The following is a 20,169-nucleotide window of genomic DNA, read 5'->3' on the forward strand; positions in this document are numbered from 1 at the left end:
TCCCGGCCACCACAAACTCGTGATCTATTTATTCAGCATCCAACGCGACAAAGTCGTAATGGATTTCTGACTGATGCTTAAATTCATCAAACCCTAATTGAATTAACTGGTCGATCAGGTCAGTGTAGCTAATCCCTGAAACTTCCCATAGTTTTGGATACAGGCTGATGTTCGTAAACCCAGGCAACGTGTTGATTTCACCCAAGTAAGGTTCGCCATCTTCTGAAACTAAGAAGTCGACCCGAGCCATCCCTTTGAGACCCAACGCTTTGAACGCCGCTAAGGACATGTCTTGAATCCGTTTGGTTAAGTCAGCTGGTAATTCAACTGGCAATTCGAAGCTCACGCCACTGGCATCAACAAACTTGTTGTTGTAGTCATAGAACGTATCGCTCTTGGGAACGTCGATTGCACCTAGCTTAGAAGCTTTGGCATCCTCGTTTCCTAAGATCGAACATTCCACTTCACGCGGGTTGTCGATTGATTCTTCAACTAAGATCTTGTAATCATATTTGAAGGCATCGTCCAAACCATCCACGTATTCCTGTTCATTTTCAGCCTTATGAATCCCAACCGATGAACCTTGGTTAGCCGGCTTGATGAAGAGGTGGGCCCCCACCTTTTCACGTAAATAGTCGTAAGTCATTTGGTCCCGGTTTTCCGGTGTAACAACGACGTACTTCGTATTTTGAATGTGATGATGCGTCAAAATTTGCTTAGTAATATCCTTATCAAAACTGGCAGCGGAAGCTAATACACCACTCCCGACGTAGGGTTTCTTCAATAATTTAAAGAGTCCTTGTAGCGTCCCGTCTTCACCCAAATTTCCGTGAACGACTGGGTAAAAGATATCAATGTCTTTGGCCAACGCCAAATTCTTGATGGGCGCCAATGGATCACTCATATCCAATTTTGGCATTTCGGTAGCCACAACGTCATCTTCAGGCTCGCCAGCAAAGACCCGGCGAGTTGCCGCGTCACTCAAGACGATCCCATCCTTCGTCAACAAGAAGAGGTCAATGTCATACTTTGTTTTATCCATGGCATCGTAAATGTTATGCGCTGAACGCTTTGAAACGTCGTGTTCCGAAGAGTTACCGCCAAACAGTAAGCCAACGTGGATCTTTTTTTGTGTCTCCATAATTTATGTTCATCCTATCAAGATTTATTTCATACTACGGCTTAGTCAATTCTACAATAAGTCGCGCCAATTGAAAACATTTTTGCAATCAATAATTTAGTTATTAGCCGCATCAAACGGTGCAGTCAGTACAAGCTTACCTAACATCTGTCCAGATTCAACGACCGCGTGAGCCTTCTTCAAGTTCGTCGCGTTGATGCCTTCAAGCACACGCTTGGTCGTGGGTTGCAACACCCCTTGATCCACTAACTCAGCGACCCGTGCCAAGATCATCCCCTGCGTCGCCATGGCAGTGAGCTGGTAATTTGCTTTGGTGAACATGAATTCCCACGCAAAGTTCAAGCTCTTGGGCTTCAATAGGTCCATTGGCAACGGCTGCTGGTTCGTCACCACGGCAACGATCGTTCCTAAGGGGCGAACTAACGGAGCGACAAGTGGTAAATAAAGGTCGGTTGAATGCAAAATAATTGCGTGATCGACACTGTCGTACCCCGCTGCCTGTAATTGCTTGGCTAAGTCATCATGATAATCCAGCACAACGTCGGCGCCTAACTGCTTGACCCACGCTGTCGTTGCTGGTTTACCAGTCGTCGTAATCACGGTCAAACCGGCCCATTTGGCTAACTGAATCGCAATCGAGCCGACACCACCAGCACCGTTAACGATCAAGACGGTCTTGCCAAGATTGGCTTGTTTTTCCGCTTTTAACGGTAACTTTTCAAACAACGCTTCCCAAGCCGTCAGCGTGGTCAACGGTAAACCCGCCGTCTGTGCGACCGACCAATTTTTGGGTGCCAAGGCAACTAACCGTTCATCAACCAATTGATACTGCGCGTCGCTGCCTGGTCGATCGACCGCACCAGCGTAATAAACCAAGTCATCGGTCATAATCGACGTGACCCGGTCACCCACGGCAAGCACCTTACCCACAGCATCAAATCCAAGAATCCGCGGGTCGCTAGTCGCTACCTGCCCCTGACGTTGTTTAGTGTCGATTGGATTAACCGCAGTTGCGAGTACTTCAACCAACAGATCACGTCCCTGCGGCTGTGCAACTTCAACCTTGATATCTTGAAAACTAGCCGGATCACTAATGGGTAATCCTTGATATAGACCGACCGCTTTTGCTTGCATCCCTGTGACTTCCTTCCAAACTTATCCTAAAAATTCCAATTCATCATCCAAATAATCGACCACGGCAGTTGGAAAATCATCGTGCAACGCCATGGCTTCGAGTAACCGATTCCGGTTGAAGACGCGTGTCCACGCCGCTTCCGTACTTGGTGCTGGCTGCATCACCATCGAGCGGTGCCAGCCCTTCATCGCCATCAACAAGTAGTCGCTGTATAACTCATCCTTATTCGTGATGAGTGCTAAATATGTTGATAGCCGTTCCGGCTCACCGTAGATCAAAGGCGTACTCAACCGTTGGTAACGGCTAATGATTGCGGCCAACATCAATAGTTTATCCGCGCGCGCCAATTGTGCTTCGTCCGCTAGTTCGTCTAACAAGTTCCCGATGTGCGTATAGGCGTGGGCCCAACCGTGGGTCCCAACAAATCCCCGCGTATCATTTTCCAATAAGACGTAGACCGTGAACTGGCTGACTAACTGTTGGAGTCGCGCATCGGTCATAAACGTCACGCCAGCGTGATCGGCGTATAACAATACGGACAGGAGCAACACGGAAAAGGACCGCGCGAAAACCGCGTCATTTTCTGGCTCATTGATGTGGGCGAATAGTTGATCATCTTGAACTAACCAATCAAAAATGGTGCCGAGTTGATCAGCCGTCAGCAGTTGTTGTTGCAGCGCTTCGTTCAGTAGGTAGTAACACCCCCGGTCGCGAATAGCTGGGTTCACTGAACCAACGTGACTGAGCAACTGTTCAAGCTGTTGATCCGTAATTTCGGTCAACGTCCCCGCATCCAAACCAGTACGCAATTCCTGAACTAAATCCAGAATATCGTCTTCAGGCGTGCTGACCGTCGTTGCCGGCGTTGGCTCTAGCTGATCAATCACCGTTCCCAAGCGTTGTGGTAGTGACTGGTATAACTTGCCAGCTCGTAATTCTTGTCTAATTTCTAATACTGAAGCTTTTACTTGCGCTAATTTTTCTGCTTGCATAATGACCTCGTAATATCCAATTTAAGTTCTATTTTAGCATGTTGACCAAGTGCTTGCCCATGGAAGACGACTGATTCTAACAGAAACGCTAGGATTTTCTTAGATGAAAGGGGCGCGTTACTGATCATAGCAATTATGCCATCCAGTAACCCGCCCATGGTGGTCTCCACCCGTTCAATTGTGTTCTAATTTAATTTTTGACCGTTGGTTGGGGCAAGATATCCACTTGCGACTTGATGAACTTAGCCGATGCACTCAATTGTTGGCGTTCGTCCGCAGTTAAATCAAGTTTAATCAAGGACTCAATCCCGTTCTTCCCAATGACCGCTGGCATCCCCACGTACGTCCCAAAGTCTGGGTCGTATGCTGAAACGGGGCAAGCTAACTGCGCATCCGCGCTGACGGCTTCAGCTAAACGAACCCCGCAGGTCGCAATCGCAAAGTTCGTGTAATGTTTCCCAGCCATCACGGCAAACGCCCCCTGCCGTGCATCCTCTTCAAGCGCCTTTAAATCTAAGCCTTCAAAGTTTTGAATTGGTTGACCGTTAACACTAACCGTTGACCACGCAACGAACTGAGAGTTCCCGTGTTCACCGTAAACGTAGCCCGACACGTTTTTCCCATTCGTATGCACCGCTTGACCAACGTACTTTTGCATCCGTGCCGTATCCAAGAACGTCCCCGTTCCGAATACCCGGTTACGTGGAAAGCCCGTCATGCGTTGCAAATAATCCGTCATAACATCGCACGGGTTCATGATATCAATCAAAATTCCTTTGAAACCAGACGCCACGATTTTGGGCGCAATGTCACGCACAATGGCTTGGTTAGAGTCATACTCGCCAAAGCGACCCTTGCTACTAGTCATATCGATTGCCTTAATATTCCCCGAAGCAATAATTAAAACTTCCGCATCAGCCAACGCCGAGTAGTCGTTTAAAATAATCTTCGTGGTTGAACTTAGTCGTGCCGAAGCATCATCTAAATCAAGTTTTTGAGCAGTCGCTAACGCTTCGTTCTTATCGATTAAAACTAATTCGTCAACGGTCCCTTGTTGGACCAACGTATAAGCAACGGTCGCACCGACTTGTCCTAACCCGATTACACCATATTTACGCATTGTGCAAACCCCAATTCTGTAGTTTATTTTACTCCGTTTAGCGTACCTTGAAGGACGCTCAAAGTCAAGCAGGGCGCGGTCTCATGCGATTTTAATAAATTAATCTTTCTAGCCAATTTACTTGTTTTTCGTAAGTTAAGATTCCGCTAGCAGGTGTCGCTCGGGCGGGACCAAAAATCTGGCACAAAAACTCAAAAAAGCCGTTCAGAAATATTTCTGAACAGCTTTACGATTATTACGGTCGAAACGTGTGACAACAGGCAGTTTGCTCCGCTTAACGTGAAATCAGCGACTGTTGTCACACTCTAATTATTAGATACGGGCATGATGGCACCCTTGTACTTCGTCTTAATCCATTGTTGGGTACTCTTAGACGTCAACGCCTTCATCAACTTCTTGATGGCTGGCTTGTTTTGATCGCCTTTTCGAACGGCCACAATGTTTGCGTATGGTGAATCTGATTTTTCCAACGCAATGGCGTCCTTAGTTGGGTTCAAACCGGCTTGCACCGCGTAGTTCGCGTTGATGACGACCGCGTCACCCTCGTTGTTCTTGTAGAACTGCGCCATTAACTTAGGTTCGTACGAATGCTTGAACTTCAGGTGGCGTTTGTTCGTTTTAATATCATTGAAACTAGCTGACGTTAAGTCCGTTCCGGGCTTTAAAGTGATTAACCCAGCGTCTCTAAACAACGTTAAGACCCGGCCGTAATCGGCAACGTTGCTGCTGACCAGGACGGTTGCGCCGTTCTTCAAGTCTTTTAAGTTCTTGACCTTCTTAGAAAAGACACCGATTGGTTCCAAATGCACGGCCCCTGCGGAAACGAGGGTCCCATTATTTTCCTTGTTCCAATTCTTTAAAAATGGCACGTGTTGGAAATAGTTAGCATCCAATTCCTTTGATGCCAATGCCTTATTTGGTAATACGTAGTCTTGGAAGACTTTGATCTTTAAATCAACGCCCTCTTTTTTAAGTTGCGGCTGAATGTGCTTTAAAATTTCAGCGTGTGGGACTGAGGAAGCCCCAATTGTAATGGTATTGCTTGACGATGATTTACCGCATCCCACTAATAGAAAGGCGGTTGCTGCAACTGCTAATAATCCTAAAATTCCCTTTTTTTTCATCTCAAATACCTCCTAAAAATTCGCTCTTAATTTGCCCGTTTATCGATTCGACGAACGGCCCAGTCCCCAATGAATTGGAAAATAAACACAATAATCACGATAATCACCGTTGCGACTAACGTAATCGCATTATTGTTCGACTGGAACCCATCTTGATACGCAAGGGTTCCCAGCCCACCAGCACCGATCGCACCGGCCATGGCCGTATAACCAATCAAACTGATGGTCGTGACAGTAATTCCGGATACCAACGCTGGCATACTTTCTGGTAACAAGACCTTGCGAATAATCTGCCAACGCGTTGCACCCATGGATTCAGCCGCTTCCACGACCCCGTGATCGAGTTCATGAAAGGCTAATTCAACCATCCGAGCATAAAACGGTGCGGCAGAAATGATCAATGAAGGTAACGCTGCGCGTGGTCCGATAATCGTTCCGACCAATTTTTGGGTAATCGGCAATAATAGCACGATTAAAATGATAAACGGAATCGACCGGAAAACGTTCACGAACAACGCAACTAGCCAGTTTAAAGCTTTGACCAACGGATTGTGACTATTCGTTGTTTCAAATAGTAGCAGTCCTAAGGCCAGTCCCAAGATTGCGACGATGATCATTGAACCAACGGTCATCCACACCGTTTCCCAAGTCGCGGAGAACATGTTCCCCCAATCAACGTTTGAGAATTGAAAATACGAACTTAATCCCTGACTATTCACGGTTCAATACCTCCGTTTCTACACGCATCTTTTGTAAGTAGGCCAGTGCCCCATCAATTTGCACCTTGTCCCCCGTCAATTGGAGGTAGAGTGACCCGATGGCACCTTCTTGCGTTTGGTGAATCCCACCTTCGATAATGTTCAAGTCCAGTGGATACTGCTTCAACATTTCCGAAACAATTGGCAATTGGGCCTGGTCACCGTGGAACGTCAGCTTAACGATCGTCCCGTTTGGATACTTGGCTAACAACTGATCCACAACAACCGTGGTATCGTTTAAGGACGGCGTCACTTCTTCATTAACGAAGCGTTTTGTAACCGCTTGTTTTGGCCGTTTAAAGACTTCTAAGACCGGCCCCTTTTCAACGATCTTACCATCCTCCATCACGGCCACGTGGTCCGCAATTTTACGAATCACGTGCATCTCATGTGTGATCAGTATAATGGTTAAGTGTAATTTCTGGTTAATCGATAATAATAAATCTAAAACCTCATCCGTTGTTTGCGGGTCCAGCGCGCTGGTGGCTTCATCGGATAACAAGATCTGCGGATCATTCGCTAACGCCCGGGCAATTCCCACCCGCTGCTTTTGTCCACCGGATAATTCTGAAGGATAAGCCGTTTCCCGGCCAGCTAGTCCAACTAGCTCGGCTAAATGTTCAGCCTTTTGCTTCGCTTCAGCTTTACTTTTACCCGCAATCTCTAGTGGAAACATGATATTTTCTAAGACGGTCCGTGACCATAGTAAATTAAAATGTTGGAAAATCATGCCAATTTTGTGCCGTTGTTCCCGTAACGGTGCTCCACTCAACGCGGAAATCTCAACCCCGTCAATATTGACCGAACCGCTCGTTGGTGTTTCCAACCCGTTCAGCATCCGCATTAGCGTACTCTTCCCAGCACCAGAATAACCAACGATTCCATAAATATGTCCGTCCTCGATCTTTAAATTAACATCTTGGACCGCGTGGACACTCCCCTGTTTGGCATCAAAGGTTTTCGTCACATCTTTAAATTCAATCAATTCAATTCCTCCTTACACATAAAAAAAGCTTCCCGTTCTGCAGATAATTACAGTCATAATTATCAACAGGACGAGAAGCTCGGTCTCGTGGTACCACCTATTTTTACAATTAGCTCACACTAATTGTCTCAAGAGTTCTAACAAACTCCGCACGATAATGGGTGCGACTCAAGCCTGACTTACGAATTCGCTCACCAGACTTCATTACTCCAAGACCATCTTCGGCTTCATGATCAATCCCTTTGCACCAACCGGGGACTCTCTAAGTGATCATAACCACGTACTCATCTTTTCAAAATGATAAATTTTTTAATCAATTGTTAATGTTGCTCGATGTACTGAGTATACCCGACCAACATTCTGATTGTCAAGAGTTCCAGATTAGTCCACATCGATTAACCATGCAACCCCGTCTTCAACACTGTTTAACGCGTCGTAGTTAGCGGATAGCGCCGGATTTACGGCAACGACCGTGCCATTGATCGGCGCGTTAAATTCAGAGACCGCCTTAGTTGCTTCAACACTTAGAAAAGCAGATTTCTGACTAATTTTGTCACCCACAGCGGGTAACTCTGCGTATTTGATTTCACCCAAAGCTTCATGGGCCGCCTTAGTTAATCCTAACCGCGTCCGCCCATCAACATCCTTAGTCCAAAAGTAATTTGCGTCTTCACTCATACTTAACACCATGCTTTCCTAAAATTTTTTAACTATTCAAACCGGTCATTACGACTAAACATGTATGACTTGTAATGGTACCGCATCGACATAATTAGTCCAATCCCGGCCATGTTAGCAATTAAAGCTGAGCCCCCTTGACTGATAAACGGCAATGGAATCCCGGTCATCGGTAACAGTCCGATACTCATCCCAACGTTTTCAAACACGTGGAACAAAATCATCATGATAACCCCAGTTGAGATGTAAGCATAAAATTCATTCTTAGTATCAAAAGTCACCCGGATCATTTGGTAAATCAACAAGAAATATAGCAAGATCACAACGGCCGCCCCAACAAACCCGAAGTTTTCACCAATCACGGAGAAAATCATATCAGATTCACGTACCGGTACGGTCACGTGGGACACGTTGAACCCGCGTCCCGTGATTTGTCCGGAACCAATGGCTTTCATACTTTGCCAAACTTGGTACGCGTTGTTGGACGTATCCGTCGATGGATTCAACCAAGTATCAATCCGTGCGAACTGGTACTGCTTGAAACCAAGTGCTTCCAAAATGTGACGACCACTATTCGAAATCACTAAATATAAAGCCGTCGCAGCAACGACAAACACCACCGTAAACGTTGGTGCGAGTAACCGCCAAGAAATTCCTGAGACGAGGATGACCCCACCTAAGATGGCAAAGAACACCAACATCGTCCCAAAGTCATTTTGTAACTTTAGTAGGACGGCAACTGGTACCATGTACGCGACCAGTTTCCCAATCAACTGCCAATCGCCGGCCGTGGTGTGCGTCGGATTTTCCGTATTATGCATCGTCACGACCCGCCCCATCATTAAGATGAAGGCCGGTTTCATGACTTCTGAAGGCTGGAAGGTCAGCGAGCCAACCCCAAACCAACTTTTGGCCCCGGTACTATTAAACATTGGCCGACTATAAAAGATCAAAACGGCCGCTAATAGAAATATCCCGAACCAATACGCAATCGGAGCGACCCGCCAGAGCTGTTCTGAATCAAACTGCATGATGATGACAGCCAACGCCGTCCCAATCACGAACCACATCAACTGTGAAATAACCTGTTTCGTCACGTTCACAGAACTTGAGTCGTGTACGGCGGCAACGTAGATCGAGGCTAACCCGATCAAGCCTAGCATCATCACTGAAAATATGATACCCCAGTCAATTCGTGAGTCTTCTTGACCACGGAGTCTAGATTGTTCTGCCACAAATAACGCTCCTTAATTTTAATTCCTTTAAGATACGTTTAATTATACAACAACCTGGCCCCGAGTAAACGGAACCAGGTTGAAGGTTTACTAAAAATTAGCCTTTGTGTAAGTGATAGGCCGACAAAACTTCTTGTAAGCTTTCATCAAACGACTTGCTGTGCGCAAATGGTTGATTATCACTCATCATTTCGGCTTCATAGCGGTCACCATTTTGGATGACCTGACCAATGATTTGTTTGCCAATTAGGACTTCCGTTACCGTTTGGTCGTTGACCTTGGTTTCGTTTAAAGTCACAGAAATTGATTTATCTTTTTTTGACACTCGTTTTATCCTCCCTAAATAGCGGGTTACGGCGCAACGTGAAATTGTCCGGAACCGGGTCTAATCCACCCTTAACTAACGGCTGACACCGTAAAACCCGGGCAATTCCCATGAGACTACCCTTGAACCAGCCAAACTTTTCAACTGCCCCTAACGCGTAGTTAGAACAAGTTGGCTGGTACCGGCAGTGGGCCGGTGAAAACGCAGAAAAGGCCCGTTGATAAAAACGAATGCCTTTCATTAATAGCCGCTTCATGGGTGTTACTTCTTGTTTTTAGCCGTTTTTTGCATGTGCTCGAGTAAAATCCCAGCACCTTGCGCAACGTTGTTGAGTGGGTGTTCCGCAACCACAACCGGCACCTTCAAGTTTTCACTAATAAGCTGGTCTAAGCCGCTGAGTAACGCGCCACCACCAGTTAAGGTGATCCCACGATCAATGATGTCCGCTGCGATTTCTGGTGGCAACGTCTCCATGACGTGGTGCGCGGTACTGACGATTTGCATCAAAGTCTCGTGAATGGCTTCTTCGACCTGATTTGAATCGATATCAAGTGACCGTGGCATTCCAGTAACCGTGTCCCGGCCCCGAACTTGCATGACCTTATCGTCTTCATCGTCTTGTTTGAAGACTTGGGCGATTTGAATCTTAACTTGTTCAGCACTACGTTCACCAATCAACAAGTGATGGTTATCCTTCACATAGTTAACGATATCTTGGTTCATGCGGTCTCCAGCCATCCGTAATGAGCTGCTGGCAACGATATCGCCCAATGATAAGACGGCGATATCACTCGTCCCACCACCAATATCAATAACCATGTTACCGCGTGGTTGGAAGATATCCATGCCGGCACCAATGGCCGCCACTTTTGGTTCCACTTCCAAATAGACCTTGCTACCACCGGATTTTTCGGCAGCTTGCAAAATGGCCTTCCGTTCAATTTCAGTTGTGTTCGTTGGGGTACAGATCATGATGCTAGGACGCGACATGATTCCCCGAACGTTTAATTTTTTAATGAAATACGACAGCATTTCTTCCGTGACGTCAAAATCTGAGATCACACCGTCTTTTAACGGACGAATTGCGCGAATGTTGCTCGGTGTCTTCCCTACCATTTGATAGGCTTCGGACCCTACCGCTAAAACTTGATTCGTGTTGGTATCAATGGCAACTACGGACGGTTCGTTCAATACGATGCCCTTACCCGATACATAAATCAAAACATTGGCAGTACCCAAATCAATACCAATATCTAAAGCCATGTTTTTGCTCCTCTCAAACATCCAATATACAACTTGTCATTATACCATACTCAATAGTTCATGAGAACACGCGCTAGTCGTCACGCCGTTTTGACCATTCATCGACCGTTAACGAATAGATCACTTCATCGTGATACTGTTCATTGACCAAAATGTTTTCGGGCAAGGTTGCATCTAAATGATACTGACGCCGTTCAGCGACCGCACGACTGGCCTTATTGGCTACCATGGCGCCCAATTGAATCTTATGAAGATCTAATTCGGTAAATGCAATTTCTTCTAGGCGTTCGAGTGATTTAGTCATGACACCGCGGCCCGTAAAGGCTTGGCCTAACCAGTACCCGATTTCGCCACGGTGGTTCAGCGCGCTGATATTATGGATGTCAATGACCCCGGCAACTTCACCGTCCACGATAATGGTTGCTAAAAAGACGTCACCTTGCGCTTGTTTAGTTAGCATGCCTTCGATGAATTGACGTTCGTCACTTGCCGTCGCCATTGCATCGACCCATGGTAGCCACGTCTTTAAGTACGCGCGGTTCTGCGCAACTAAGTCAAATAATGGTTCGGCATCGGCAACTTCGGTTGGTTTCAAAGAAATGTGTTTGTCAATAATGTTAATGAACATTGGAGTCCTCCTGAATGAATTAACTGGTTTACGTAGCTTCGTGTCACAAAAAAAGCCCTCAAAAACGAGTTTATCGCATTTTGAAGGTTTTGTAAGCAATTATTATCTTTTTTATTCGGCCGCTTCGTTAGCAAAGTCGGGATTCAACGCGTAAACGGTCTCATCCGGAACGTTGATCCGTTCGATCTCCGCCCCTAGCTTTTCCAACTTACCGTGGAAATTAAAGTAGCCACGGTCAAGGTATTTCAAATTAGTAATCTCGGTGTACCCATGGGCAACCAAGCCGGCAATTACTAAGGCTGCCGCTGCTCGTAAATCACTAGCAGCCACTTGCGCCCCGTTGAAGTCCGTTGGGCCGTATAAAATGACCGAACGTCCGTCAATCTTAAAGTCCGCGTTCATCCGGCGTAATTCCTCAAGGTGCATAAACCGGTTTTCAAAGACCGTTTCCGTCAACAAACTCGTCCCCTGCGCACAGAGCTGCAAGATCGTCATTTGAGGCTGCATATCGGTTGGAAAACCGGGGTGCGGTAACGTTTTAACTGAAGTTGGCTTCAACTTTTTCGGCCCAATGACCCGAATGCCAGCGTCTTCTTCAGTGACTTGAACACCCATTTCACGCATTTTGGAAATCAACGGCTTATTATGCTCAGCAATCGCATCTTCAACTAAGACGTTCCCTTGAGTAACCGCCGCCGCAACCATGAACGTCCCGGCTTCAATTCGGTCTTGCACGACGCTGTGTTCACAGCCATGCATGGCCTTAACCCCTTCGATCCGCAACGTTTCCGTTCCGGCGCCGGTGATCTTGGCACCCATCTGGTTCAAGATATTCGCTAAGTCCACAATTTCTGGTTCACGAGCCACGTTTTCCATCGTCGTGGTCCCGTCAGCTAAAGTCGCTGCCATCATAATATTTTGCGTGGCCCCAACACTTGGAAAGTCTAAGTAAATTTGGGCACCATGTAAATGGTCTGCCTGAGCTTCAACGTAGCCATCATGGCGTTCGATTTTAGCCCCTAAAGCACTTAAACCTTTCAAGTGAAGGTCAATTGGACGTGAACCAATTGCACAACCACCGGGCATCGCCACTTTAGCCCGCCCTAAGCGTGCCAAGAGTGGTCCCATCACAACGATGGAAGCCCGCATCTTTGAAACGTATTGAAACGGTGCTTCAGAAGATAATTTCTGACTGGCATCGATATCAACCGTTTTATTAATTTCATCAAAATCAACTCTGGTATTTAAGAACCGTAAGACGTTATTCATTGTAAAGACATCCGATAAAACGGGGACATTCGTTAAGTGAGTCTGACCGCTACTTGCAAGCAAACCCGCTGCCAAAATTGGTAATACCGCGTTTTTAGCCCCTTCAATATGAACATTTCCTGTCAAACGTTGACCGCCATGAACAACAATTTCTTCCATGGATAACCCTCCATCATCAAGCGATTATAAACAAACAAGTTACGTGAGATTTCGGATTGCGTCAAAAAGAAGTTCGAAGAGCAACCTCATTGAATCGTTACTAAAACAAGTTACGATCATGGTACCGAAACAGTGCTAACACTGTCCAATAAGCAATCCAAATTTAAAGCAACAACCATGGGTGATGACTAACGTTCCTTTACACTAACCGAACGCTAGTCCCCAGCCGGTTCTTAATCATCATAACATAGAACCCTTCTGAATAAATATTACATTTTACATTTCTGTTACAATTTCATCACAAATATTGAAGGCTTATGATTGGTTAATTAATTACGTATCGTTACTCGTTTTTTCGCTTATTTTTACTCATTTCAGGGTGAAATCTTTGCATATCTATCACAATTGTAGCTTTGTCAAATTTAGGCCGCAAAAAAAGAGTTTGGGATAAAGCCCAAACTCTTTTTGTATCTCCGAATGCTAATAGTCGAAACGTGTGATAAAAGACTGCTCCCTCCGCTTAGCTACGAAATACGAACGATTGAAAATGCACAATCATTCGTATTCCTAGGCTATGCTCGGTAGCAAACCGTCTTTTGTCCCACTCTCACAAAAAAAGCATCTGCACGAATGGCAGATGCTTTTGCAGGATATTCACGATTACCGGTGCGCAACGTGGAGTCGGTTCATCGCCCGCCGTAATGCGACTTGCGCCCGCGCTAACTCAGCATCATCATGCTTTTGTTGCGCTTCTTGAATCCGGCTTTCCGCCCGCTTCCGCGCGTTTTCGGCCCGAGCAACGTCAATGTCATTTTGACGTTCAGCACTGTCCGCTACAATGGTTGCAACGTTCTCGCTGAACTCAACAAAACCACCGTTAACGGCAATTTCATCGTCTTCTTGATCACTTTCGATTTGCTTGATTCGGACTTCATCGATTGCTAATGACGCAATCACGGGAATATGGTTCGGTAAAATCCCGAGTTCCCCGTTGATCGTACGTACAATCAACATCGGGGTTTTGTTCTCATAGACCTGACCGTCTGGAGTTACGATGCTAACGGTTAATGATTTTCCATTGTCAGCCATAGAAACCCCTCCTAATCAGTGACCATCGATTTCGCTTTTTCGACGACGTCTTCAATCTTACCAACTTGACGGAATGCGTCTTCTGGTAGGTCATCGTATTTACCTTCAAGGATTTCTTTGAAGCCCTTTACAGTGTCTTTAATTGGTACGTAAGCACCAGGTTGACCCGTAAAGTTTTCGGCAACGAAGAAGTTTTGTGACAAGAAGAATTGAATCCGCCGTGCACGTGCAACGGTCGTCTTTTCTTCGTCAGATAATTCATCCATCCCTAAAATTGAGATGATATCTTGCAATTCACGGTACCGTTGCAAGACCCGTTGAACTTCGGTAGCAACTTCATAATGTTCTTGGCCCACAATTGATGGATCCAAGGCGATTGATGAAGAAGCCAGCGGATCAACGGCTGGATAAATTCCTTGTTCGGTCAAAGAACGTTCCAAGTTGGTCGTTGCATCCAAATGGGCGAACGTCGTTGCAGGTGCCGGGTCGGTATAGTCATCGGCAGGCACATAAACGGCTTGAATTGAAGTAACGGAACCCTTCTTAGTCGAAGTAATCCGTTCCTGCAATTGACCCATTTCAGTTGCTAACGTTGGTTGATACCCAACGGCTGAAGGAATCCGGCCAAGTAAGGCGGAAACTTCAGAACCGGCTTGGGTAAACCGGAAGATATTATCAATAAATAACAACACGTCTTGGCCAGCAACATCACGGAAGTATTCCGCAATCGTTAAACCAGTCAAGGCAACCCGCATACGGGCACCCGGTGGTTCGTTCATTTGTCCATAAACCATGGCGGTGTTCTTAAGAACCCCAGACCCCTTCATTTCGAAGTAAAGGTCATTACCTTCACGAGTCCGTTCACCAACACCGGTGAAGACGGAAATCCCGTTATGTTCTTGGGCAATGTTATGAATTAATTCCTGAATTAAAACGGTTTTACCAACACCGGCACCACCGAACAACCCAATCTTACCACCACGAACATATGGCGCTAAGAGGTCGATAACTTTAATCCCAGTTTCCAGAACTTCCGTACTGGTCGTTAATTCATCATACTTAGGCGCATCCCGATGGATTGGGTTACGTTCAGCATCTGGACCGAATTCTGGACCACCATCAATGGTTTCCCCTAAAACGTTAAATACCCGGCCTAACGTCTCTTTACCAACGGGAACGGTGATTGAAGAACCAGTGTCTTCAACAACCATCCCGCGACGTAAACCGTCCGTACCATCCATTGCGACGGTCCGAACAACCCCGTCACCTAATTCCAACGATACTTCAACCGTTAAGGTTTCGTCGTTGTCTTTTTGGATGATCAAGGCGTTATTAATATCCGGTAACTTGTCGTTTAGAGAGAATTCAACGTCGACAACGGGTCCAATAACTTGTACAACTTTACCTGTACTCATTAGTCGTTAATTCCTCCCACTATTCTTGCGCAACCAAGCCACCAGTGATTTCAGTAATTTCAGTGGTAATAGCAGCTTGACGCGCACGGTTATATTTCAGATTTAAGCGATCGATTAAATCGCCAGCGTTATCTGATGCGGCCTTCATCGCCGTTGACGATGAAGCGTGTTCAGCAGTCTTGGCATCCAAGATTGCCCCATAAACCAGGCTTTCGGCGTATTGTGGCAACACGGCCGACAATATGGCTTCTTCCGATGGTTCCATCTCGTATTCAGGACCAACGTCTACCCGGCTGTCTTTGGCTTTACGGTTATCTTTTTCACTTTGTGCGAAGGTTTCTTCGGAAATCGGCAGCATTTTAACTGACCGGAACCCGGAAGAAAGCCGGTTGATAAAGTGGTTGTAGAAGACGTAAAGTTCATCGAACACTTCGTTATGGTACATCGAGGTGACTGTTTTAACGATTTCCCGCACTTCTTTAAAAGTTGGCACATCGGAGACGCCGCGGTATTCGTACGCCACGTTTAAGCCGTTCTTTTTAAAGAAGTCCGCACCAGTACCACCTACCGCCAAAACAACGGTATTATCAGCATTTAAGTCGTGGTTTTGCATAAAGTCATTCGTCTGTCGTAAGACGTTACTATTATAGCTTCCCACAAGCCCCCGGTCAGAGGTAATCACTAATAACCCGGTCTTTTTAACGGGACGTTGTGCCAACAATTCACTAACCGAAATGGTGTTGGAATTGCTGTTAGGCACACCGGCACTGGATGTCATCAGATGAGCTTTGGCAAGATGTGACACAATGCTTTCAACCTTTGAAGCGTACACTTGATACGTCGACGTATGCTTTTGAATCTGGTTCAACTTTGCAGTTGAGACCATCTGCATCGCGGACGTAATTTGGTGGGTCTTCTTGGTTGAGTCAATGCGGCGCTTAACATCCATTAATGATTCTGCCATGCACTACTCACCATCCTTTTCAGCCATTAATTACTTTGCAGTAGCAGCGGTTGGCTGGAACTGCGCCGCAAATTCATCCAAAGCACTGTTTAACTTGTCAGTGTCTGGTAATTTACCAGTTGAAGTGACAGCGTCAAAGAGTTCTTGGTGATTTGCGTGAAGAGATTCAAATAATTCTGCTTGGTAACGCGCAATGTCTGAAACTGCGACTTTGTCCACGTAACCATTCGTCAATGCGTACAGAATCATGACTTGTTCTTCAACCTTTAATGGTGAATGGACAGGTTGCTTCAATACTTCCACGATCCGTTGCCCACGGTTCAACTTAGCTTGCGTTGCCGCATCCAAGTCAGAACCAAATTGTGAGAAGGATTCGAGTTCATGGTATGATGCCAAGTCCAAACGTAAAGTCCCAGCAACGGACTTCATAGCTTTGATTTGAGCATCCCCACCAACCCGAGAAACTGAAGCCCCAGCATCGATGGCTGGACGAACCCCAGAATAGAAGGAATCGCTATCCAAGAAGATTTGCCCATCGGTGATGGAAATAACGTTAGTTGGAATATAAGCGGAAATATCGCCCGCTTGGGTTTCAATGATTGGTAAGGCCGTCATTGAACCGCCACCCAATTCGTCATTCAACTTTGCAGCCCGTTCAAGTAAACGTGAATGCAAGTAGAAAACATCACCAGGGTAAGCTTCACGACCTGGAGGACGACGTAAGATCAATGAAAGTTCACGATAAGCCGTTGCTTGTTTTGAAAGATCATCGTACACGATCAAAACGTGCTTGCCATTAAACATGAACTCTTCACCGATCGCTGCGCCGGCGTATGGTGCCAAGTAAAGTAACGGTGCTGGTTCAGAAGGACCGGCCGTTACGACGATGGTGTAATCCATCGCGCCTAACTTCTTAAGCGTTTCAACTTGGGCCCGCACCGTTGAGTCTTTTTGACCAATGGCGACGTAGACACAAATCATATCTTGATCTTTTTGATTTAAAATTGCATCGATGGCAACTGATGTTTTACCAGTCTTACGGTCACCGATAATCAATTCACGTTGGCCACGACCGATTGGAACTAAGGCATCAATGGCCTTGATCCCAGTCTGTAATGGTTCGCTAACGGATTGCCGTTGCATGATCCCAGGCGCTTTATGTTCAATTGGCCGCGTATTCGTGGTCTTAATTTCACCTAAACCGTCAATGGGTTGACCTAACGGGTTAACAACCCGACCAATCATGGCGTCCCCAACGGGAACTTCCATGATACGACCTGTCCGTTTGACCGTATCGCCTTCACGAATACCATCAAAATCCCCTAAAACAACGATACCAACATCGTTGCTTTCGAGGTTTTGGACCATTCCATAAACCCCATTACTGAATTCGAGCAATTCGCCTTGTAAGGCGTTGTCGAGTCCATGTGCTCGGGCGATCCCATCACCAACGTAGGTGACAGTACCGGTTTCAGCAACTGAGAGCTCAGTCTGGTAACTTTCTAATTGTTGTTTGATTAGAGCACTGATTTCTTCAGATTTAATGCTCATAAAAGTTTCACCTCTTCGTAAACTAATTGTTGATGAGTGCTCGTCTTAAATTCGTTAATTGTAACGCAACGCTACCATCAAACGTTTGATTATTTGATTTCACAATTACGCCACCAATGATTGCTTCGTCCACTTTACGGGTCAAAACAACCTTTTGTGCGCCAACGCGTTGGGCAAACGCCGCTGCAATGGCATCAGCTTGCTCATCTGACAACTTGACCGCAGACGTCACTTCGGCATGCACTATCTTATGACTTTCATCGAAACGTGCTTCAAACGCGTCGACAATGTCAACTAAGTTCGACATGCGGCCGTAATCATACAACATTTGAATAAAGTTTTTAATGTATTCAGAAGCATGGTCAGTCAAAGTTGACAACGTGGCCTGTTTTTGATCAACCGGAAGCAATGATCCTGAAAGGACCTCTGCCAATTGCGGATTGTCGACAAAGACTTGCCGTAATTGCTTTAACTCAGTCAGGAATGCTTCGGTCTGATCCTTTTCAATTGCAAGCTCAAAAAGTGCCTTTGAGTATCGGTTTGCAACTGTAAGTTTATCAAGACTCATGCTTTCCCAACCCTTCAATATACGAATTAATTAATGCCTGTTGGCCTTCCGGATCCAACTGCTTCTTGATAATCTTCGAAGCAATTTCAACCGAAATATCTGCCACGTCAGATTGGACGTTCTTTAAGGCATCTTGACGCTCCTGTTCAATATCCTTGCGCGCGTTTTGCTTATACTGCGTTGCTTCGTTTTGAGCGTCAGCAACGATGGTTGCACGTTGCTTTTCACCACTCTGCTTTGCGTCAGCCACAATTCCACTGGCCTCAGTTCGTGAGTGTGATAAAGCGTCGCGCCGTTGATCTGCTAAGTCATTGGCCTCTTGCCGTGACTTTTGTGCAGAGTCAATATCGTTTGCAATCTTGTCCGCCCGTTCGCCCATCATTTTCGTGATTGGGTTCCAAGCAACGACTGCAATTAACGCCATCAAAATAATGAAACTAATCGCAATAAATAGCATATCGCCAAGGTATAAACCGGATGATGCACCGAGAATTAAATGCGAGAGCATCTAATGACACCTCCTTCTTTCATTTTCATTAAAATGAACTCGTTGACCAATGATTACTTGTTCATAACCATCAAGGCAACAACGAAGGAAATGATTGGCATTGATTCAATTAACCCAACACCGATGAACATGTTAGTCCGTAATTGACCAGATAATTCTGGCTGACGGGCCATACCTTCAAGCATCTTTGAAATAACCAAACCGTTACCAATACCGGCACCTAAAGCGGCACCAAACATAGCAATACCTGCAGCAATTGCTCCCATAATTTGTGTATCCTCCTTAAAATTAAAAAACAAGAAATTCTTTATTCCTCAGATGAAACCTTTTGAGAAATATAAACTGAAGTCAAGGTGACAAACACGAATGCTTGAACACTCCCGATAAATACTGAGAACCCTTGCCAAAGAAATTCAATTGGGAAGGAGTAGACGTAACTGAACCAGCTACCACTCCCGGTTGCTAAAGTTGCAACCTTACTCAATAACATTTCACCAGCAAAGATATTCCCGAACAACCGGAGTCCTAAGGTTAGGAAGTCGGTAAACTGTTCGAAAATGTTGATCGGCAAGAATACAAGGAACGGTGAAGTGTACTCTTTAAGATAACCCTTCATACCCTTCTTTTGTACTCCAGCAGCATGCGCTATTGCCACTGTCATAAATGACAACGTCAACGTCACAATCGGATCTGCGGTTGGACTTTTAACGTACGTATACTGGCCGACTTGGACGTGTAAGAACAACCCAAGTTGGTTAGCGACGAAGATGAATAGGAACAGCGTGAACGCGTACAAACCGAAATGTCCCGCGTCATTACCCTTGATCGAACCCTTGACAATGCCATTCGTGAACTCGATGAGCCACTCCAGCACATTTTGGCCACCCTTAGGCTTAAGCGTTATATGTCGCGACAACAAGAAAACAAATAAGAAGACTATCAAACACGTCAACAGAATCGAAATGTCATTCGCAATATTAAACGTTAACCCTAGAAAGTGAACCGTAGGAACTGCCTCATCCACTGAATTTCACCTCTTTCCTTTAATTTCAGGTGCACGATAACCTTAACCTGTAACGAACACAACGTCAATTTTATCGGAATCTGAAATGGTAGACTAGGGTCACCCCTAATCAAAATACAATGGTAATAATACCACCACCGTCGAAAAATTTCAAAACAATTTCACCTTTTCTTCACAACGTAAAAATCCCACGATATCAAGCTTTCAATCAACTTTCACACCGTGAGATTTTCATAAA

The 20,169-nt window shown here is 45.7% G+C and carries 22 protein-coding genes; all 22 read right to left on the minus strand.

Annotated features, from left to right (window positions below; all coding sequences use genetic code 11):
* Nucleotides 1–28: 28 nt before the first annotated feature.
* The gene (locus IV64_RS13085) at nucleotides 29–1,141 is read right to left on the minus strand and encodes a D-alanine--D-alanine ligase family protein (RefSeq protein ID WP_057707699.1); all 1,113 of its coding nucleotides are present in this window, start codon (nucleotides 1,139–1,141) and stop codon (nucleotides 29–31) included.
* 96 nt (nucleotides 1,142–1,237) lie between these two features.
* Nucleotides 1,238–2,275 (minus strand): zinc-binding alcohol dehydrogenase family protein, encoded by a 1,038-nt coding sequence (locus tag IV64_RS13090; RefSeq protein WP_057707701.1) that lies wholly within the window; start codon nucleotides 2,273–2,275, stop codon nucleotides 1,238–1,240.
* A 21-nt stretch (nucleotides 2,276–2,296) separates the two neighbouring features.
* Nucleotides 2,297–3,268, minus strand: coding sequence for a DUF2785 domain-containing protein (locus tag IV64_RS13095; protein WP_057707703.1), 972 nt, complete (start codon nucleotides 3,266–3,268; stop codon nucleotides 2,297–2,299).
* A gap of 190 nt (nucleotides 3,269–3,458) precedes the next feature.
* Nucleotides 3,459–4,388: an L-lactate dehydrogenase gene (locus tag IV64_RS13100; RefSeq protein ID WP_057707705.1), complete on the minus strand. Its 930-nt coding sequence runs from the start codon at nucleotides 4,386–4,388 to the stop codon at nucleotides 3,459–3,461.
* A gap of 305 nt (nucleotides 4,389–4,693) precedes the next feature.
* Nucleotides 4,694–5,512 (minus strand): MetQ/NlpA family ABC transporter substrate-binding protein, encoded by an 819-nt coding sequence (locus IV64_RS13105; RefSeq protein WP_057707707.1) that lies wholly within the window; start codon nucleotides 5,510–5,512, stop codon nucleotides 4,694–4,696.
* Between the two features lie 26 nt (nucleotides 5,513–5,538).
* On the minus strand, nucleotides 5,539–6,231 hold the full coding sequence (locus IV64_RS13110) for a methionine ABC transporter permease (protein ID WP_057707708.1): 693 nt from the start codon (nucleotides 6,229–6,231) through the stop codon (nucleotides 5,539–5,541).
* Nucleotides 6,224–7,255, minus strand: coding sequence for a methionine ABC transporter ATP-binding protein (locus tag IV64_RS13115; RefSeq protein ID WP_057707710.1), 1,032 nt, complete (start codon nucleotides 7,253–7,255; stop codon nucleotides 6,224–6,226). The genes IV64_RS13110 and IV64_RS13115 overlap by 8 nt, the downstream gene beginning before the upstream one ends.
* Before the next feature lie 381 nt (nucleotides 7,256–7,636).
* Nucleotides 7,637–7,933, minus strand: coding sequence for a glycine cleavage system H family protein (locus tag IV64_RS13120; protein ID WP_057707712.1), 297 nt, complete (start codon nucleotides 7,931–7,933; stop codon nucleotides 7,637–7,639).
* A gap of 32 nt (nucleotides 7,934–7,965) precedes the next feature.
* The gene (locus tag IV64_RS13125) at nucleotides 7,966–9,168 is read right to left on the minus strand and encodes an FtsW/RodA/SpoVE family cell cycle protein (protein ID WP_057707714.1); all 1,203 of its coding nucleotides are present in this window, start codon (nucleotides 9,166–9,168) and stop codon (nucleotides 7,966–7,968) included.
* Between the two features lie 97 nt (nucleotides 9,169–9,265).
* A complete protein-coding gene (locus IV64_RS13130) occupies nucleotides 9,266–9,493 on the minus strand; it encodes a DUF2969 domain-containing protein (protein ID WP_057707716.1) in 228 nt (75 codons plus the stop codon).
* Nucleotides 9,477–9,749, minus strand: coding sequence for a membrane protein insertion efficiency factor YidD (gene yidD / locus IV64_RS13135; protein WP_057707718.1), 273 nt, complete (start codon nucleotides 9,747–9,749; stop codon nucleotides 9,477–9,479). Before yidD ends, IV64_RS13130 begins: the two co-directional genes overlap by 17 nt.
* A gap of 5 nt (nucleotides 9,750–9,754) precedes the next feature.
* The gene (gene mreB, locus IV64_RS13140; RefSeq protein ID WP_057707720.1) at nucleotides 9,755–10,756 is read right to left on the minus strand and encodes a rod shape-determining protein; all 1,002 of its coding nucleotides are present in this window, start codon (nucleotides 10,754–10,756) and stop codon (nucleotides 9,755–9,757) included.
* 73 nt (nucleotides 10,757–10,829) lie between these two features.
* Entirely contained in the window at nucleotides 10,830–11,384 is a 555-nt protein-coding gene (locus tag IV64_RS13145) for a GNAT family N-acetyltransferase (protein WP_057707722.1), read from the minus strand.
* A gap of 111 nt (nucleotides 11,385–11,495) precedes the next feature.
* Nucleotides 11,496–12,812, minus strand: a complete 1,317-nt coding sequence (gene murA, locus IV64_RS13150; protein ID WP_057707724.1) for a UDP-N-acetylglucosamine 1-carboxyvinyltransferase — start codon at nucleotides 12,810–12,812, stop codon at nucleotides 11,496–11,498.
* A 660-nt stretch (nucleotides 12,813–13,472) separates the two neighbouring features.
* On the minus strand, nucleotides 13,473–13,901 hold the full coding sequence (locus tag IV64_RS13155; protein WP_057707727.1) for a F0F1 ATP synthase subunit epsilon: 429 nt from the start codon (nucleotides 13,899–13,901) through the stop codon (nucleotides 13,473–13,475).
* Nucleotides 13,902–13,912: 11 nt separating this feature from the next.
* Nucleotides 13,913–15,316, minus strand: coding sequence for a F0F1 ATP synthase subunit beta (gene atpD, locus IV64_RS13160; protein ID WP_057707729.1), 1,404 nt, complete (start codon nucleotides 15,314–15,316; stop codon nucleotides 13,913–13,915).
* Between the two features lie 19 nt (nucleotides 15,317–15,335).
* Nucleotides 15,336–16,280, minus strand: coding sequence for a F0F1 ATP synthase subunit gamma (locus IV64_RS13165; RefSeq protein ID WP_057707732.1), 945 nt, complete (start codon nucleotides 16,278–16,280; stop codon nucleotides 15,336–15,338).
* 30 nt (nucleotides 16,281–16,310) lie between these two features.
* Nucleotides 16,311–17,831, minus strand: a complete 1,521-nt coding sequence (atpA, locus tag IV64_RS13170; RefSeq protein WP_057707734.1) for a F0F1 ATP synthase subunit alpha — start codon at nucleotides 17,829–17,831, stop codon at nucleotides 16,311–16,313.
* A 22-nt stretch (nucleotides 17,832–17,853) separates the two neighbouring features.
* A complete protein-coding gene (atpH, locus tag IV64_RS13175; RefSeq protein ID WP_057707736.1) occupies nucleotides 17,854–18,399 on the minus strand; it encodes an ATP synthase F1 subunit delta in 546 nt (181 codons plus the stop codon).
* Nucleotides 18,389–18,907, minus strand: a complete 519-nt coding sequence (gene atpF / locus IV64_RS13180; RefSeq protein ID WP_057707738.1) for a F0F1 ATP synthase subunit B — start codon at nucleotides 18,905–18,907, stop codon at nucleotides 18,389–18,391. Before atpF ends, atpH begins: the two co-directional genes overlap by 11 nt.
* 53 nt (nucleotides 18,908–18,960) lie before the next feature.
* A complete protein-coding gene (gene atpE / locus IV64_RS13185) occupies nucleotides 18,961–19,173 on the minus strand; it encodes a F0F1 ATP synthase subunit C (protein WP_003639224.1) in 213 nt (70 codons plus the stop codon).
* Nucleotides 19,174–19,214: 41 nt separating this feature from the next.
* Nucleotides 19,215–19,931, minus strand: a complete 717-nt coding sequence (gene atpB / locus IV64_RS13190) for a F0F1 ATP synthase subunit A (RefSeq protein WP_057707739.1) — start codon at nucleotides 19,929–19,931, stop codon at nucleotides 19,215–19,217.
* Nucleotides 19,932–20,169: the final 238 nt, after the last annotated feature.

The sequence above is a fragment of the Lactiplantibacillus xiangfangensis genome, from assembly GCF_001438845.1.
Classification (GTDB): domain Bacteria; phylum Bacillota; class Bacilli; order Lactobacillales; family Lactobacillaceae; genus Lactiplantibacillus; species Lactiplantibacillus xiangfangensis.